15 protein-coding genes are annotated in these 14,642 nt (G+C 70.0%); 4 read left to right on the forward strand and 11 right to left on the reverse strand.

The genetic code is table 11. From position 1 onward, the window contains the following. Positions 1–17: 17 nt before the first annotated feature. On the forward strand, positions 18–701 hold the full coding sequence (locus FB561_RS08575; protein ID WP_145804781.1) for a pyridoxamine 5'-phosphate oxidase family protein: 684 nt from the start codon (positions 18–20) through the stop codon (positions 699–701). A 51-nt stretch (positions 702–752) separates the two neighbouring features. Here FB561_RS08575 and FB561_RS08580 read toward each other — a convergent pair whose 3' ends face one another. The 3 genes from FB561_RS08580 to FB561_RS08590 all read right to left on the reverse strand — a co-directional run bounded on the left by FB561_RS08580 (position 753) and on the right by FB561_RS08590 (position 3,197). Then, a complete protein-coding gene (locus tag FB561_RS08580; RefSeq protein ID WP_145804783.1) occupies positions 753–1,532 on the reverse strand; it encodes an ABC transporter permease in 780 nt (259 codons plus the stop codon). Next, entirely contained in the window at positions 1,529–2,491 is a 963-nt protein-coding gene (locus FB561_RS08585; protein WP_145804785.1) for an ABC transporter ATP-binding protein, read from the reverse strand. The genes FB561_RS08580 and FB561_RS08585 overlap by 4 nt, the downstream gene beginning before the upstream one ends. 178 nt (positions 2,492–2,669) lie before the next feature. Next, positions 2,670–3,197, reverse strand: a complete 528-nt coding sequence (locus tag FB561_RS08590; RefSeq protein WP_145804787.1) for an EXLDI protein — start codon at positions 3,195–3,197, stop codon at positions 2,670–2,672. A 94-nt stretch (positions 3,198–3,291) separates the two neighbouring features. Between FB561_RS08590 and FB561_RS37765 the strand changes: the two genes are divergently transcribed. After that, on the forward strand, positions 3,292–4,200 hold the full coding sequence (locus tag FB561_RS37765; RefSeq protein WP_170284602.1) for an alpha/beta hydrolase: 909 nt from the start codon (positions 3,292–3,294) through the stop codon (positions 4,198–4,200). Here the strand turns inward: FB561_RS37765 and FB561_RS08600 are convergent. Further along, on the reverse strand, positions 4,169–4,777 hold the full coding sequence (locus FB561_RS08600; RefSeq protein WP_145804789.1) for a hypothetical protein: 609 nt from the start codon (positions 4,775–4,777) through the stop codon (positions 4,169–4,171). The two genes, FB561_RS37765 and FB561_RS08600, sit on opposite strands and share 32 nt — an antisense overlap. A 351-nt stretch (positions 4,778–5,128) precedes the next feature. Next, positions 5,129–5,389 (reverse strand): cell division protein CrgA, encoded by a 261-nt coding sequence (locus FB561_RS08605; protein ID WP_145804791.1) that lies wholly within the window; start codon positions 5,387–5,389, stop codon positions 5,129–5,131. 270 nt (positions 5,390–5,659) lie between these two features. Here FB561_RS08605 and FB561_RS08610 point away from each other — a divergent pair, with 270 nt between their 5' ends. Together FB561_RS08610 and FB561_RS08615 are read left to right on the forward strand one after the other, a co-directional pair. Continuing rightward, positions 5,660–6,286 carry a DUF881 domain-containing protein gene (locus FB561_RS08610; RefSeq protein WP_238334721.1) on the forward strand — a complete coding sequence of 209 codons (627 nt, stop codon included), beginning with the start codon at positions 5,660–5,662 and terminating at the stop codon, positions 6,284–6,286. Between the two features lie 33 nt (positions 6,287–6,319). Then, positions 6,320–6,937, forward strand: coding sequence for an aminodeoxychorismate/anthranilate synthase component II (locus tag FB561_RS08615; RefSeq protein WP_145804796.1), 618 nt, complete (start codon positions 6,320–6,322; stop codon positions 6,935–6,937). 74 nt (positions 6,938–7,011) lie between these two features. Here the strand turns inward: FB561_RS08615 and pknB are convergent, their stop codons facing one another. From pknB to FB561_RS08645, 6 genes are all read right to left on the reverse strand, one after another. Then, positions 7,012–8,871, reverse strand: coding sequence for a Stk1 family PASTA domain-containing Ser/Thr kinase (pknB, locus tag FB561_RS08620; RefSeq protein WP_145804798.1), 1,860 nt, complete (start codon positions 8,869–8,871; stop codon positions 7,012–7,014). Between the two features lie 127 nt (positions 8,872–8,998). After that, positions 8,999–10,456 (reverse strand): peptidoglycan D,D-transpeptidase FtsI family protein, encoded by a 1,458-nt coding sequence (locus FB561_RS08625; protein WP_145804800.1) that lies wholly within the window; start codon positions 10,454–10,456, stop codon positions 8,999–9,001. Next, entirely contained in the window at positions 10,453–11,853 is a 1,401-nt protein-coding gene (locus FB561_RS08630; protein WP_145804802.1) for an FtsW/RodA/SpoVE family cell cycle protein, read from the reverse strand. Before FB561_RS08630 ends, FB561_RS08625 begins: the two co-directional genes overlap by 4 nt. Continuing rightward, positions 11,850–13,250 carry a PP2C family protein-serine/threonine phosphatase gene (locus FB561_RS08635; protein WP_145804804.1) on the reverse strand — a complete coding sequence of 467 codons (1,401 nt, stop codon included), beginning with the start codon at positions 13,248–13,250 and terminating at the stop codon, positions 11,850–11,852. Before FB561_RS08635 ends, FB561_RS08630 begins: the two co-directional genes overlap by 4 nt. A 9-nt stretch (positions 13,251–13,259) precedes the next feature. After that, the gene (locus tag FB561_RS08640; RefSeq protein WP_145804806.1) at positions 13,260–13,742 is read right to left on the reverse strand and encodes an FHA domain-containing protein FhaB/FipA; all 483 of its coding nucleotides are present in this window, start codon (positions 13,740–13,742) and stop codon (positions 13,260–13,262) included. 10 nt (positions 13,743–13,752) lie between these two features. Continuing rightward, positions 13,753–14,580, reverse strand: coding sequence for an FhaA domain-containing protein (locus tag FB561_RS08645; RefSeq protein WP_170284603.1), 828 nt, complete (start codon positions 14,578–14,580; stop codon positions 13,753–13,755). Between the last annotated feature and the right edge of the window lie 62 nt (positions 14,581–14,642).

The following is a 14,642-nucleotide window of genomic DNA, read 5'->3' on the forward strand; positions in this document are numbered from 1 at the left end:
CTGCCAGGCTCGACCACATGACCATCACGACGCCGCTGCAGCCGACCGCCCGGACCTCCCTGCGCCGCTCCAAGGAACGCGCTGCGACCGACCGCGAGACGCTGCACGACGTCCTGCGCGACGGCATGTTCTGCCACCTCGGCGTGGTCGTCGACGACGCCCCGGTCGTCCTGCCCACGGCGTACGGCGTCGACCTGGACCTGGGGCCGGACGGCACCCTGTACCTGCACGGCTCGGTGGCTGCCCGGAGTGTGGTGGCCGCGCCGGAGCAGACGATCTGCGTCACCGTGACCCACGCCGACGGCCTGGTCCTGGCCCGGTCGGCGTTCCACCACTCGGTCAACTACCGGTCGGCCGTGATCTTCGGCGTTCCCCGGCTCGTCACCGATCCGGACGAGAAGCTGCACGGCCTCAACCGGATCGTCGACCACCTGGTCCCCGGCCGTTCCTCCGCGACCCGGCCACCGAACCGCAAGGAGCTCGCCAAGACCTCGGTGCTCGCGTTGTCCCTCACCGAGGCGTCCGTGAAGACCCGGGCGGGTGCGGCCAACGACGACGAGGAGGACCTCGACCTCCCGTACTGGACCGGCGTCATCCCGCTCCGCGTGGTCGCCGAGGAGCCCGTCACGAACCCGGACTGCGACCTGCTCGTCCCGGGCCACATCCGGACCCGCGCGAACCAGCTCGGCGCGCCCTCCTGACACCGAACCGCCGGCGACCAGGTGGTCGCCGGCGGTTCCGCGCTGCGAAGATCAGGCCGCGGTCCCCTTGTTGTAGCTCTTCTGGGCCCACGCATAGCCGACGATGCCGACGGCGACACACCAGGCCATCGCGAGCCAGCCGTTGCCGGCGGCGCTGGGCGTCCCGAGCAGCAGGTGCCGGAGCGTCTCGATCACCGGCGTGAACGGCTGGTACTCCGCGAACCAGCGCAGGCCGGCCGGCAGCGAGTCCAGCGGCACGAACGTCGAGCTCAGGAACGGGAACACCAGGTTGATCGGCAGGATGATGTTGCTCGCGCCCTCGGGCGTCTTGCTGATCAGCCCGAGCGCCACCGCGAACCAGGTCAGCGCGAAGGTCCACGCGATCAGCAAGCCGATCGCCAGGATCCAGTCCAGTACTGATCCGTTCGAGCGGAAGCCGATCAGCAGCCCGAAGCCGATCATCAGGGCGAGGCCGGCGACGGTCTGGACCACGCTGCCCAGCACGTGCCCGGCCAGCACGGCCGGCCGGAAGATCGCCATCGTCCGGAACCGGGCGACGATGCCCTCGGTCATGTCCATACAGACCCCGATCGCGGGCGACATCGTCCCGGACGCGACCGTGACCAGCAGCAGCCCGGGGACCAGGAAGTCGATGTAGTCGAACCCGTCGCCGCCGAGACCGGCCTTGAACGTCTTGCCGAACACGACCCCGAACAGCAGCAGCATGACCACCGGGGTCGCGAGCGTGCCGAGGCTGATGCCCGGGTACCGCTGGGCGTGGCGCAGGTTGCGCCGCAGCATGGTCGCGGTGTCCTGGAGTGCGTAGCTCATTTCGTCGTCCCGTCTGTGCTGAGAGCCGCTTCGTGCTGGGTGGACTGACCGGTGACGGCGAAGAACACGTCGTCCAGGTCGGGGGTGTGGACCGTGAGTTCGTCGACCTCGAGCGAGGCGTCGTCGATCCGGGCCAGCAGGTCGCGCAGCGAGTGCACGCTGCCGTCGTTCGGGACCTGCAGGACCAGGGACTCGGAGTTCGCCACCGCGGTGGGCAGCGCCTGACCGGCCAGCGCGAACTCGGCCGGCGAGGTGAACCGCAGCCGGACGTGGCCGCCGGGGACGAGCCGCTTCAGCTCCGCGGCCGTGCCGTGTGCCACCAGCCGGCCGTGGTCGAGGACGGCGATCCGGTCGGCCAGCTCGTCGGCCTCCTCCAGGTACTGGGTGGTGAGGAAGACCGTGACGCCACCGGCGACCAGGTCGCGGATCATCGTCCACATGTCGTGCCGGCTGCGCGGGTCGAGCCCGGTCGTCGGCTCGTCCAGGAAGATGATCCGGGGCCGGCCGACCAGCGTCATCGCCAGGTCGAGCCGGCGCTTCATCCCACCGGAGTACGTCATCGCCATCTTCCCGCCGGCCTCGACCAGGTCGAACCGCTCCAGCAGTTCGTCGGCCCGGCGGCGCGCCTCGCTCCGGCCGAGGTGGTACAGGTCGGCCATCAGGATCAGGTTCTCCCGGCCGGTCATCAGGCCGTCGACCGCGGAGAACTGGCCGGTGACGCCGATCGCGGCCCGGACCGCCTCCGGGTCCTGGTGCAGGTCCGTCCCGTCGACCCGGATCTCGCCGGCGTCGGCGGTGCTCAGCGTGGACAGGATCTGGACCGCGGTGGTCTTGCCGGCGCCGTTCGGGCCGAGCAGGGAGAAAATGGTGCCCTTGGCAACGGTCAGGTCGATGCCGTCGAGCACGAGTTTGTCGCCGTAGGACTTGCGCAGTCCGCGGACCTCGATCGCTGCTGACATGGTTCCTCGCTTGGTTTCGGGCAGGCTCGCGCCGGCCGGGGGTGATGGGAAGTGATTCCGGGCAGGCTCGCGCCCGGCGATGAGGTGTGGGGAGACGAGAGAGGGCGTACTCGGCTACCCGGGCGGCCGTCGGCCGCCGGTTCGGGTGGTGCTGTTCAGTGCGTGGTCAGGGGATGGGTCAGATGTCCAGGTCCTCGACCGCCGGTTGGTGGGCGGCCTCCTCGACCAGGACGTACAGGTCCGCCGGGATCAGGTCGCGCAGTTGCTCGACGGTGTCGATCACGTCCAGCGTCGCCTCGCCCTGCGCCATGCTCCAGGACTGGTCCGAGCTCCAGTCGCCGAGCCAGGCCCGCCAGCCGGTGGCGCCTTCGGGATTGGCGCTGCCGCCGGTCTGGTACTGCTGGCGCCGGTCGGCGTGCAGGACGAACTTGCCGGTCCGGCTGCGGTAGACCTTGAACGCCTCGTAGCCGGACTTGCTGGACCGGCCGCCCTCGGCGATCAGGACGCCGACGAACCGCTGTTTGCGGCCGGCGCCGCGACCCACCCGCAGGGTGATCTCGTCGTAGCCCTCCAGCCGGCCTTCCTCCACCTCGACGTAGCGCCGGAGCGCGGTCGAGATGGCCGAAGACAGGTTCCCGGCGATCTCCTGGGCGCGCTTGTAGAGGGCCAGGTCGTCGTCGGACACATAGATCGTCTTGTTCGGCATCTCTCTCCTCCTACGTAGAACTATACGCAGAAGGCTACGTAGTTGTCTACGTATATCCCTACGTAGAGACCTGACCGCCTGTCAGGATCAGGGGATGGAGACCGCCGAAGCTCGCTACGACCAGCTCGTCGACCGCGTCGAGGTCCTCTACGAGGAGGGCCGGCCGACCGACGCGCTGGCGGTACTGGACGCCGCCGACGAGGACCTCGCGCCGTGGTTCGCCGAACTCGCCCACCTCCGCGCCTGCCTGCTCGGCGCGAGCGGCCAGGCGGACGCGGCCCTCGACGCCCTGAGGCACGCTAGCGACGCGGGAGCCTGGTGGGCCGAGCAGATCCTGGTCGGTGACGACGACCTGGCCGACCTCCAGGACCGGCCGGAGTTCCAGCGGATCGTCGAGGTGTCGGAGACCCGCCGGACGGCCGACCCGACTCCGCCGCACGTCTCCCTCCCGGCCGCGAAACCGACCGGGCTGGTCGTGGCCCTGCACGGTGCGGGGCAACGCTCGATGCACGCGGCTCGCGACTGGGCCGGCGTCCTCGAGCTCGGGTACGCGCTGGTCTGCGTCGAGTCGTCGCAGCTGATGTCGCCGATGTACCGGACCTGGCCGGACCCCGAGAAGGCGCGCGAGGACATCGCCCGGGTGCTGGCCGAACTGCCGCTGGAACTCCGCGATCTGCCGACGATCGCGGCCGGCTTCTCGGCGGGCGGCCGGGTCGCCCTCGACTGGGCGCTCACCGGTACGCCGGTCCCGGTGGCCGGCGTGGTCGTGCTGGCGCCTGCGCTGCGGTCGCTGCCCGCGGAGGCGCACGGGGTACTGGCCCCGGCGGTCGTGCTGATCGGGACGGACGACGACCTGGTCGAGGTGGTGGACGAGGCGGCCGGGCAGCTGACGTCGTCCGGGTTGACGATCGAGAAGCTCACCGGCCTCGGTCACGCCTTCCCGGCGGACTTCGGTCCGCTCCGGGCCGCGTTCAGCTCGGCGAGTACAGCCACGGGTGCTTGAGGTCGAAGAAGGCCGGCTGGCCGATCGCCAGCTTGTCCATCTCGTCCATCTGCCGCTGCAGCTCGGGCGGGACCTCCTTCTTCTCGCCCGCGCGCGCCTCCGCCTCGGAGGTGAAGTACATCGCCATCGTGTACTCGCCCTGGTCGTACTGCGCGGCGACGCTGCCGATGATCTCCGGGCGGAACTCGGCCCACTCGTCGGAGTCCTCGCTCATCAGCTCGCGGGCGCGGTCCGGATCGGAGCCGCGGCCCTGCATCACCTGGACGAACCCGGCCCGGTCGGGATCACCGGGTAGATCCGTCATCACGTCGTCGGTGTTGTGGAACGTGACGTTCTCGGTGAACAACGCGGCGGCCTCGCGCCACCACGCGTCCTGGTCCGGACGGTCGCTGTTGCGTGCCGCGGCCTCGGCCGACTCGAACCGGGCCAGGGCGATGAACTCCCCGTCGTCGGTCACTCCGGCCGTCGTCCCCAGCCAGCCGCTCGCTTCCGGCGCCAGCTCCTCCACCCAGCGGTCGAGCGCGGCGTGTACCTGCTCGGCGTCCCTCACATGGCCTTGAATGACCTGAACGAACATCGCGAGACCCTCCCTTGTCTCCCGTGCGGGTGCGTCCCCCAGGCCCTTCCGACCGTACGCCGACGCCGACCGGCCGTCGATCCCGGTCCTCCCCAGCTGTGGACAAGTCGGTGATCAAACCTCAACAATCCACAGATTTCGGCGATTTCGGCCCGAATCGGTTCAAAACCCGGGGACAACCTGGGGACAAGTCGCGCCAAATCTGTGCACAGCTGGGGATACGGGTGTGGATAACTCGGCCGATCCGGCGCTCGTCCGGCCGACCACGGCTGTCCACAAGCACAGCAGCGGACCCGAACCGGCCGCGCCCGATGGCCGATTCAGGTCCGCTGTGAAAGCGCTGTCAGAGCGTCAGATCCACTGGGTGGAGACGACGAAGCCGACCGCGATCAGGCCCATGCCGATCAGCAGGTTCCAGTTGCCCAGGTCGTTCATGAACGGGATGTCCTGGCCGGCGACGTAGAAGACGACCAGCCAGATCAGGCCGAGCAGCCAGCAGCCCAGCATCACCGGCGCCACCCACGGCCGGCTGGTGGTGCGCGGCTTCTTCGGAGTCTTCTGCGGCTTCTCCGCGGTCGACTTCTTCTTGTTACGACTGCTGGACTCGGGCACGGCTTGGCTCCTTGTAGCGGACACTATGGTGAGTGGTGCCGCCTCGGTTCGCGAGGCTGTCACCAGCCACACGGACGGGGTCTGGCCTCGGTTAGCGTAGTGCAGACGGAAACGAGGGGTTCACGGGTGAGCAGGCTGCGGCGTATTTCGCTCTGGCGCGCGGGTGCGCCGGTGGCGCTGCTGTGCGCCGGCCTGCTCTTCGCGACCAGTGCAACCAACGCCCGAGGCACTGATCTCCGTCCTAGTCGTAACACTACGCTGGCCGGCCTCGTGGAAGAACAAAGCCGCCGGAGCGCCACCCTGACCCGGCAGCACGCCGCACTGAGCGGTGACATCGAGAAGCTGCAGACGCAACAAGGCTCGATCGAGCCGAAGCTGGCCAAGCAGCTCAAGGATCTCTCCGTCGCGGTCGGCACCACGCCGGTGACCGGACCAGGGCTCACCGTGACGCTGAAGGACGCCCCGCCCGAGGTGGTCAAGGACAACCCGGACGTCGACGCCGACTGGCTGGTGATCCACCAGCAGGACATCCAGGCCGTGGTGAACGCGCTCTGGACCGGCGGCGCGGACGCGATCTCGATCCAGAACCACCGGGTCATCTCCACCACCGGGATCAAGTGCGTCGGGAACTCGGTCGTCCTGCACGGCGTGCCGTACCTGCCGCCGTACAAGATCACCGCGATCGGGGACCGGCGCAAGCTGCAACGGGCGCTGAACGACTCGAAGTACATCGAGAACCTGCAGGACTACGTGGTGAAGTTCCAGCTCGGGTACGAGGTGAAGAACGAGTCCAACGTCGCGATGCCGGCCTACGAGGGCACCTTGGACCTGCAGAGCGCGACCGTGCCCGGGTTCGAGCGGACCCCGTCGGCCAGTCCGACCAGCAGCGGCCGCTGACCACGCGGTCAGCGGCCTGCCACAATGGTCCGCATGCCGCGGATCCTCGTCGTCGACAACTACGACTCCTTCGTCTACAACCTGGTCCAGTACCTGCAGCAGCTGCAGGCGGACACCACGGTGCTGCGCAACGACGAGGTGACGCCCGAGCAGGCCGCGGAGTACGACGGGGTGCTGCTCTCGCCCGGTCCCGGGACGCCCGAGGAGGCCGGCGCGTGTGTGGACATCGTCCGTGAGCAGGGCGGCCGGGTGCCGATCTTCGGGGTCTGCCTCGGCCTGCAGGCGATCGGGGTCGCGTACGGCGGGGTGGTCGGCCGCGCCGACGAGCTGCTGCACGGCAAGACCAGCCAGGTCTTCCACGAGGGCGCCGGCGTGCTCGCCGGCCTGCCGTCGCCGTTCACCGCGACCCGGTACCACTCGCTCGCGATCGCGCAGGACAGCGTGCCGGCCGAGCTCCAGGTCACCGCGCGGACCGAGGCCGGCGTGATCATGGCGGCCCGGCACAAGGATCTTCCGGTGGAGGGTGTGCAGTTCCACCCCGAGTCGGTGCTCACCGAGGGCGGGCACCGGATGCTCGCCAACTGGCTGACGATCTGCGGCGACCCCGACGCGGTCGCCCGCTCGGCCGGGATGGCGCCCGTCGTCAGCTGACGGGCCGGAACAAGCAGAAGACCGCGGATCCCGAGTCGGGGATCCGCGGTCTTCTTCGTTCGTCGATCAGAGGGTCACGGCTGGCGGCCGGTCACGGCCCCGCCACCGGGGAAGCCGATGGTCGGCGGTGACTCCGGGTTGTCCGGGGTGTCGGTCGGCGTCGGGGTCGGCGTGGGCGTCGGCTGGGTCGGCTCCACGGGCTTCTTGGCAATCGTCAGGATCACCTTCGTGCCCTTGGCGACCTTGCTCTGCGGGGCGACGCTCTGCTTCAGTACGGTGCCTTCCCGCGCGTTCGCGTCCTGCGCCTCGTCGTAGCCGACCTCGAGGCCGAGTTCCTTGAGAGTGTTGGCAGCATCGTCAGCGGTCTGCTTGGTGACGTCCGGGACCTCGACCTTCACCGAACCGCTGGAGACGGTCAGCGTGAACACGGTGCCGGGCGGCTGCGGGCTGCCCTCGGGGCTGATCTTGAGGACCTTGCCCTTGTCCTGCTCGCTGTCGGTCACCTCGGTCTTCTCGGCGACCTTGAAGTTGCCGGCCGAGTCCTCCAGTTTGTTCCGCGCCTGCGACTCGGACAGCCCGACCACGTCGGGGACCGGGAACGTGCTCGGTCCGCCGGAGACGATCAGCTTGACGGCCGTGTTCGGGTCGACCATGGTCTCGGCGGTCGGGTCCTGGGAGATGACCTGGCCCTTGGGGACCTCGGTGCTGGCCTGCGTGGTCGCCGTGGCGGTCAGGCCCTTCTCCTTGAGCAGCGCGGTCGCCGCCGCCTGGGTCTGCCCGACCACGGACGGGACGGCGACCTGCTGCGGGGTGGTCCCGCCGCCGTTGGTGTCGTCCTTGCCCATGTTCGTGATGATCAGGTACGCGGCCACGGCGACCGCGACGATCGCCAGGCCGAGCAGGAAGTACGCCAGGCCGCGGTTGCGCCGGGCCCGGGCCGCCTCGGCCTCGTCCATCCCGTCGTCCGGCGGCAGCAGGTCGTCGCCCGCACCCTGCCGGTACGCCTGGGTCGGCGCGGCGGCGACCGCCGTACCGGCCATCGCGCGGGTCTCGGCGACGGCGGCCATCGGGGCGGTGACCTGCTGGCCGGACAGCACCCGGTGGATGTCCTGGCGCATCTCGGAAGCGCTCTGGTACCGGTCCTCGCGGTTCTTCGCCAGCGCCTTCAGGACGACGGCGTCGACCTCCGGCGGGATGTCGGGGTCGAACGAGGACGGCGGAGCCGGCTGCTCCCGGACGTGCTGGTAGGCGACCGACACCGGCGACTCACCGACGAACGGCGGCCGGCCGGTGAGCAGTTCGTACAACAGGCAGCCGGTCGAGTAGAGGTCGGACCGCGCGTCCACGGTCTCGCCGCGGGCCTGCTCCGGCGAGAGGTACTGCGCGGTGCCGATGACGGCCGCGGTCTGGGTCATCGTCGACGACGTGTCGGCGACCGCACGGGCGATGCCGAAGTCCATCACCTTGACCTGGCCCTGCGGGGTCAGCATCACGTTGCCGGGCTTGATGTCGCGGTGCACGATGCCGGCCCGGTGGCTGTAGTCGAGCGCCTCGAGCACGCCGGAGGTGATCTCCAGCGCCCGCTCCGGCATGATCTTGCGGCCCTCGCGGATCAGGTCCCGCAGGGTCTTGCCGGCCACGTACTCCATCACGATGTACGGGATGGTGACGCCGGAGCCGTTCGGGTCCGGCTCCTCGCCGGTGTCGTAGACCGAGACGATGGTCGGGTGGTTGAGCGACGCGGCGGACTGCGCCTCGCGCCGGAACCGGGCCTGGAAGGTCGCGTCGCTGGCCAGATCCACGCGGAGCCGCTTGATCGCGACCGTGCGCCCGAGCCGGTTGTCGACACCCTTGCGGACGTCGGCCATCCCACCTCGGCCCAGCGGGTCGCCCTCTTCGTAGCGCCCGCCGACGAGACGTGCCTGCGATGTCATTGCTCTGCCTTCCAAGCTGCGCGGTCAATTACTGGCCAAAACACACTCAATCTGCCCACGGTAGCCCTGGCCACCCGTGAACCCCCGCTCGCTCGACGCACTGTCACGGCATCATTCCGCATCGTCGTCATTGCCCCAGCACCGCCTCCATCACCTTCTTGGCGATCGGCGCCGCCAGCGTGCCACCGGCGATGTCGGTGCGCGGAACGTTCGCGTCCTCGATCATCACGGCGACCGCGACCTGGGGGTCGTTGGCCGGCGCGAAGGCGGTGAACCAGGCGAACGGCGGCCGCTCCGGCGACGTCTGCGCGGTCCCGGTCTTGCCGGCCACCTGGACGCCGTTGATCCGGCCTGCCTTGCCGGTGCCGTTCTCGACGACGTCGACCATCATCTGGGTCAGCTTGCTCGCGACCTCCGGCGACACCGCCTGGTGCAGCGACTCCGGCTTGGTCTCCGACACCGTCTTCAGATCGGCCGTCTTGACGTTCTGGACCAGGTACGGCTTCATCACGTCGCCGCCGTTCGCGATCCCGGCCGACACCATCGCCATCTGCAGCGGGGTCGCCTGGACGTCGAACTGACCGATCGCGGACTGCGCGGTCTGCGGCGCGTTCGGGTCGGCGGGGAACCGGCTCGCGGCCGCGCCCAGCTCGGGCAACTGCCGCTCGCCGAAACCGAACTTCTCCGCCTGCTCGCGGAGCGCGTCCGCGCCGAGATCGAGGCCGATCGTGCCGAACGCGGTGTTGCAGGAGTACCGCAGCGCCACGGTGAGCGTCGCGTTGTCGCTGCCGCCGCAGTTCTTCCGGTCCTCGTTCACCAGGCCGACCGTGGTCTGCGGCAGCTCCAGGAACGCGGGCGAGCGGACCTTGCTGTCCGGGTTGTACTTCCCGCTCGACAGCGCCGCCGCCGCGGTGACCAGCTTGAAGGTGGAACCCGGCGGGTACAGCTCCTTGATCGCCCGGTTCGACAGCGGCTTGGTCTTGTCCTCGTTGAGCTTCTTCCAGGTCGCGCCGACCTTGTCCAGGTCGTGGCTGGCCAGGTCGTTCGGGTTGTACGACGGCCGGGACGCCAGCGCGAGTACCTTGCCGGTCTTCGGCTCGATCGCGACGACCGCGCCCTTCTTGCCGGACAGCCCGGAGTACGCCGCGAGCTGGGCGGCCGCGTTCAGCGTGAGCGAGACGCTCGCGCCCTGCTGACGACGGTTCGTCAGGACGTCCACGACGCGGCGGAACGCGAGCGACGGGTCGGACCCGTTCAGCTCGGAGTTGTAGGTCAGCTCGACACCGGCCCGGCCGTACAGGTACGAGTAGAACCCGGTCACCGGCGCGTACGCCGTGGCGATCTGGTCCGGGTACGAGCGCTGGAACTCGAACCGGTCGTTCGACGGTTTGCTCTGCGCGACCGGCGTACTGCCGACCAGGATCGCGCCCCGGTCGACCGAGAACTGCGCGTCCCGGACCCGGCGGTTGTCGTTGCGGCCGTTCAGGTCGTTCGCCCGGAACGCCTGCAGGTAGGTCGAGTTCGCCATCAGCGCGAGCATCAGGATGATCGCCGCCACGGCCAGTCGTCGGATCGCTGAGTTCACTGCTTCTGCACCGCCATGGCGATCGTGTCGTCGGATACCGGCGCCGCGGGGGTCTGCGGCCGCCGGGCCTGGTCGCTGATCCGCAGCAGCAGGGCGACGATCGCCCAGTTCGCCACCAGCGAGGTCCCGCCGAGCGCCATGAACGGCGTGGCCAGACCGGTCAGCGGGATCAGTCCGGTCACCCCGCCGACGATCACGAACACCTGCACCGCGAACGACATCGCCAGACCGGTCGCGAGCAGCTTGCCGAAGATGTCCCGGCAGCCGAGCGCGGTGCGCAGGCCGCGCTCCACGATCAGCGTGAAGACCAGGATGATCGCGATCATCCCGGTCAGCCCCAGCTCCTCGGCGAACGAGGAGATGATGAAGTCGCTCTGCCCGTAGAAGCCGAGGATCTCCGGCCGGCCCTGGCCGAGCCCGCGGCCGAGCACGCCGCCCCAGGCCTGGCCCATCAGCGCGTTCGAGACCTGGCCGCCGACCTCCTGGAACGGGTCCTGCCAGTCGGCCACCCGCTTCTGCACGTGGCCGAAGGTGGAGTACGCGAACAGCGCCCCGCCGGCGAACAGCAGGCCGCCGATCAGCAGCCAGCCGGCCCGCTCGGTCGCGACGTAGAGCAGGAAGAGGAAGAGCCCGAAGAACAGCAGCGAGGAGCCGAGGTCCTTCTCGAAGATCAGCACGCCGAGGCTGACGCCCCAGGCGATCAGGATCGGGCCGAGGTCGCGGGCCCGGGGCAGGTCCAGGCCGAGGAACCGGTGCCCGGCCAGGGTCAGCACGTCCCGCTTGACCACCAGGTAGCCGGCGAAGAAGACAACCAGGCAGAGCTTGGCGAACTCACCGGGCTGGAACGACATCCCGGCCAGCCGGACCCAGATCCGGGCGCCGTTGATGTCGACGCCGAGTCCGGGGACCAGCGGCAGGATCAGCAGGACCAGACCGGCCAGGCCCGCGGTGTACGTCAGCGCCTGCAACCGACGGTGGTCCCGGATCACCAGGATCACGACCAGGAACAGGATGATGCCGACCGCGGTCCAGGTGATCTGCTGCGGCGCAGCGGGACCACGCGGCTCCCGGCCGGCGGCTTCCGCGGCCGCCTGCAGACCGAGGTCGACGCGGTGGATCATCGCGACCCCGAGGCCGTTCAGCAGCACCGCGCACGGGAGCAGCACCGGATCGGCGTACGGCGCCCGGTAGCGCAGGGCGAGGTGGGCGATCAGCGCGAGCAGGCCGATCCCGGCGGCGTAGTACCCGGTGCTGGCCGGGACCTTGTCCTGCACGGTGAGGCCGATGTTGACGTACGCGCCGACCGACACCGCGATCGCGATGATGAGCAGCATCAGCTCCACCCCGCGCCGGCTGCGCGGGATGATCTGGATCATCGAGGTGGACGCGATACTCATCGGACCCCGTCGCAGTCGTCAGGGCCGGTCGTCCCGTCGCCCGGCGTGGTGCTCGCGCCCGGCGTCGCCGCGGGCGTGGTCGCCGGAGGCTTCGGCGGGACCGAGACCGGCGGCTTGCCGGAGGCCGGCGGCGTGGACGGACGCGGTGACGGCTTCGGGTTCTGCTTGGCGGCGCACTCCTCCGCGGTCCGCTGCAGTTCGCTGACGATCTGCTTCGCCGCGCCGAGGTCGTCGGCCTGGATGTTGCCCTCCACCTGCTCCCGGCTGTACGTCGGGAGCTTGTCCACCTGCAGCGCCTGCTTCTCGTACACGTTCGACAGGGTGAGCCCGGGGATCTCCTGGTCGACGCCCTTGAAGATGGCCACGTAGTCGCCGTCGGTCCCCACGTAGTACTGCTTCTGGGTCCAGCCGTACGCGAACCAGGCGCCGCCGCCGATCAACGCGACCACCACGGCGAGAACGGCGAGCCGGCGCAGCCAGAGGAACCGCTTCGGCGCGCGCGGGGCGTACCGCAGCTCTTCCGGGTCCAGCTCCTCGGCACCGGCCGCGGAACCACCGGCGCCCTCCTCGCCGGCGCCACCGCGGACGGCGATCGTCGGCTCACCCCGGCCGGTCGACCCCTGGGCCAGCTCGGCCGCGGCGCCGACGAGCTGCGGGGTGGTCCCACTGCCCGGGTCGGTCTCCACCACGTCGGCGACGACGCAGGTGACGTTGTCGTTCGAGCCCGCCTCGAGCGCGTGGGTGATCAGCTCGACCACGACGGAGTCCGGCGTCCCGTCGGCCATCGACGCCGCGATCACCTCGTCGCTGACGTAGTCGGGCAGTCCGTCGCTGCACAGCATCAGCCGGTCGCCGGCCCGGACGTCGAGCATGCCCAGGTCCGGGTCCGAGTCCGGCCGGCCGTCGAGGACGCGGAGGATCAGGTTCCGGTGCGGGTGGGTGAAGGCCTCCTCGGCGGAGATCCGGCCCTCGTCCACCAGCGACTGGACGAACGTGTGGTCGTGGCTCAGCTGCTGCAGCTGACCGTCCCGCATCCGGTACGCCCGGGAGTCGCCGAGGTGGGCCAGGCCGAGTTGCTCGCCGTCGAACATCAGCGCGGTCACGGTCGAGCCCATGCCTTCGCGCTCGGGGTCCTCCTCGACCAGCTCGGAGAGCCGTTCGTTGGCGCGGTGCACGGCGCCGGCGAGGGCCTCGATCATGTCCTCGCCGGAGATGCCGGGCTTGTCCAGCTTGCGGATCACCTGGACGGCGGCGGAGCTGGCCACCTCACCGGCCGCGGCGCCGCCCATTCCGTCGGCGAGCAGCAGCAGGTGGGGACCGGCGTACGCGGAGTCCTCGTTGTTGCGGCGGACCCGTCCGACGTCGGAGAGGGCGGCGTAGTCGAGCGACAAGGTCATGGGGAGGGCCTACTTCGCGATGTTCAGCGTGGTCCGGCCGATCCGGATCGACCCGCCGATCTCGGCCGGTACCGGGCGGGTCACCCGCTGACCGTCCAGATAGGTGCCGTTGGTGGAGCCCAGGTCCTCGACCCACCATTGGCCCTCGGACTGGAACACCCGGGCGTGCCGGGTGGAGGAGTAGTCGTCGTCGAGCCGGATCTGGCAGTCCGAGCCGCGGCCGATCACCACCGGTTCGGCGGTCAGCGTCGCGCCGACCCCCGCCTGCGGGCCGTCCGCGATCGTGACCGACCCCGGCGTGCCCTTCTTTTTCTTGGCGGGCTTCGCCGGTTTCGGGGTGCGGCCGTTCTGCTGGACGGCCGGGGCCATCGCCCGGCTGTCCACCTTGGCGCCGAAGAGGTCCGACCGGATCACGGAGAGCACCGCGAGGACGAACATCCAGAGCAGGGCCAGGAACCCCAGTTTGATCAGGGTCAGTGTCAGTTCCGACATGGAAGGTCGATCACCACCCGCTGCTCGGCGGCTGGGCGATCGGCTCGTCCACCAAACGCAGCGTCATGGTCGTGTTCCCGATCCTCACGGTCGATCCGTCGGTCAGTTCGGCCTCGGCCGTCCGGCGGCCGTTCACCAGCGTGCCATTGGTGCTGCCGAGATCGACCAGCACCACCCGCACACCGCCAGGACCCTCCGGCATCAGCCGGATCTCGGCGTGCCGCCGGGACACCCCAGGGTCGTTGATCTGGATGTCGGCGTCCGTCCCCCGGCCGAGCACCACACCCGGCGGGTTGATCGGACGGCGCCGGCCGTTCACCTCGAGCGCGACCTGCGGGTGCCCCCGGCGGACCGGCGGCGGTCCGGGAGGCGGCGGCGGGGCACTCTGCATCACGGTCTGCCCGTCGTTCGGGTACGGAGCCGGCGCGGGCGGTTGCTGCTGCGGCGGCTGGGGGCGCCGGTTCGGCGATCCCTGGGTCGAGCTGACCACGTGGAACTTGCCGGTCGGCAGGTCGTCGCGTTGGGTGAGCTCGATCTCGACCGGACCGGAGAACGTGTACCGCTGGATGTCGGCATGATCACGCAGCTCGTTCGCCAGTTCGTGGTTCAGGGTGCGGCCGTACGCGTTCAGCCGCTCGAAGTCGTCCGGGCCGAGCTCCACCTTGAAGTGGTTCGGCACCAGCCGGCGGTCCCGGGACAGGATCCGCGCGGTGTTGTCGATCTCACGCTTGAGTGCGGCGGCGAGCTCGATCGGTTCCACGTCTCCCTTGAACGCGCGCGCGAAGACACCGCTCACGATGCCCTCGAGGCGTCGCTCGAAGCGCTGCAGCGGTCGCACGCGTCCTCCTCCACGGTCGGTCGTCGGCTGGGTCCAACGATCGTGCTTGCGGTACGGCGCCC

This window comes from Kribbella amoyensis, from assembly GCF_007828865.1.
GTDB classification, from domain to species: domain Bacteria; phylum Actinomycetota; class Actinomycetes; order Propionibacteriales; family Kribbellaceae; genus Kribbella; species Kribbella amoyensis.

Bases quoted from the DNA above. Each gene is read 5' to 3' on its own strand.
- FB561_RS08575 (WP_145804781.1), top strand. From the start codon at position 18: ATGACCATCACGACGCCGCTGCAGCCGACCGCCCGGACCTCCCTGCGC.
- FB561_RS08580 (WP_145804783.1), bottom strand. From the start codon at position 1,532: ATGAGCTACGCACTCCAGGACACCGCGACCATGCTGCGGCGCAACCTG.
- FB561_RS08585 (WP_145804785.1), bottom strand. From the start codon at position 2,491: ATGTCAGCAGCGATCGAGGTCCGCGGACTGCGCAAGTCCTACGGCGAC.
- FB561_RS08590 (WP_145804787.1), bottom strand. From the start codon at position 3,197: ATGCCGAACAAGACGATCTATGTGTCCGACGACGACCTGGCCCTCTAC.
- FB561_RS37765 (WP_170284602.1), top strand. From the start codon at position 3,292: ATGGAGACCGCCGAAGCTCGCTACGACCAGCTCGTCGACCGCGTCGAG.
- FB561_RS08600 (WP_145804789.1), bottom strand. From the start codon at position 4,777: ATGTTCGTTCAGGTCATTCAAGGCCATGTGAGGGACGCCGAGCAGGTA.
- FB561_RS08615 (WP_145804796.1), top strand. From the start codon at position 6,320: ATGCCGCGGATCCTCGTCGTCGACAACTACGACTCCTTCGTCTACAAC.
- pknB (WP_145804798.1), bottom strand. From the start codon at position 8,871: ATGACATCGCAGGCACGTCTCGTCGGCGGGCGCTACGAAGAGGGCGAC.
- FB561_RS08630 (WP_145804802.1), bottom strand. From the start codon at position 11,853: ATGAGTATCGCGTCCACCTCGATGATCCAGATCATCCCGCGCAGCCGG.
- FB561_RS08635 (WP_145804804.1), bottom strand. From the start codon at position 13,250: ATGACCTTGTCGCTCGACTACGCCGCCCTCTCCGACGTCGGACGGGTC.
- FB561_RS08640 (WP_145804806.1), bottom strand. From the start codon at position 13,742: ATGTCGGAACTGACACTGACCCTGATCAAACTGGGGTTCCTGGCCCTG.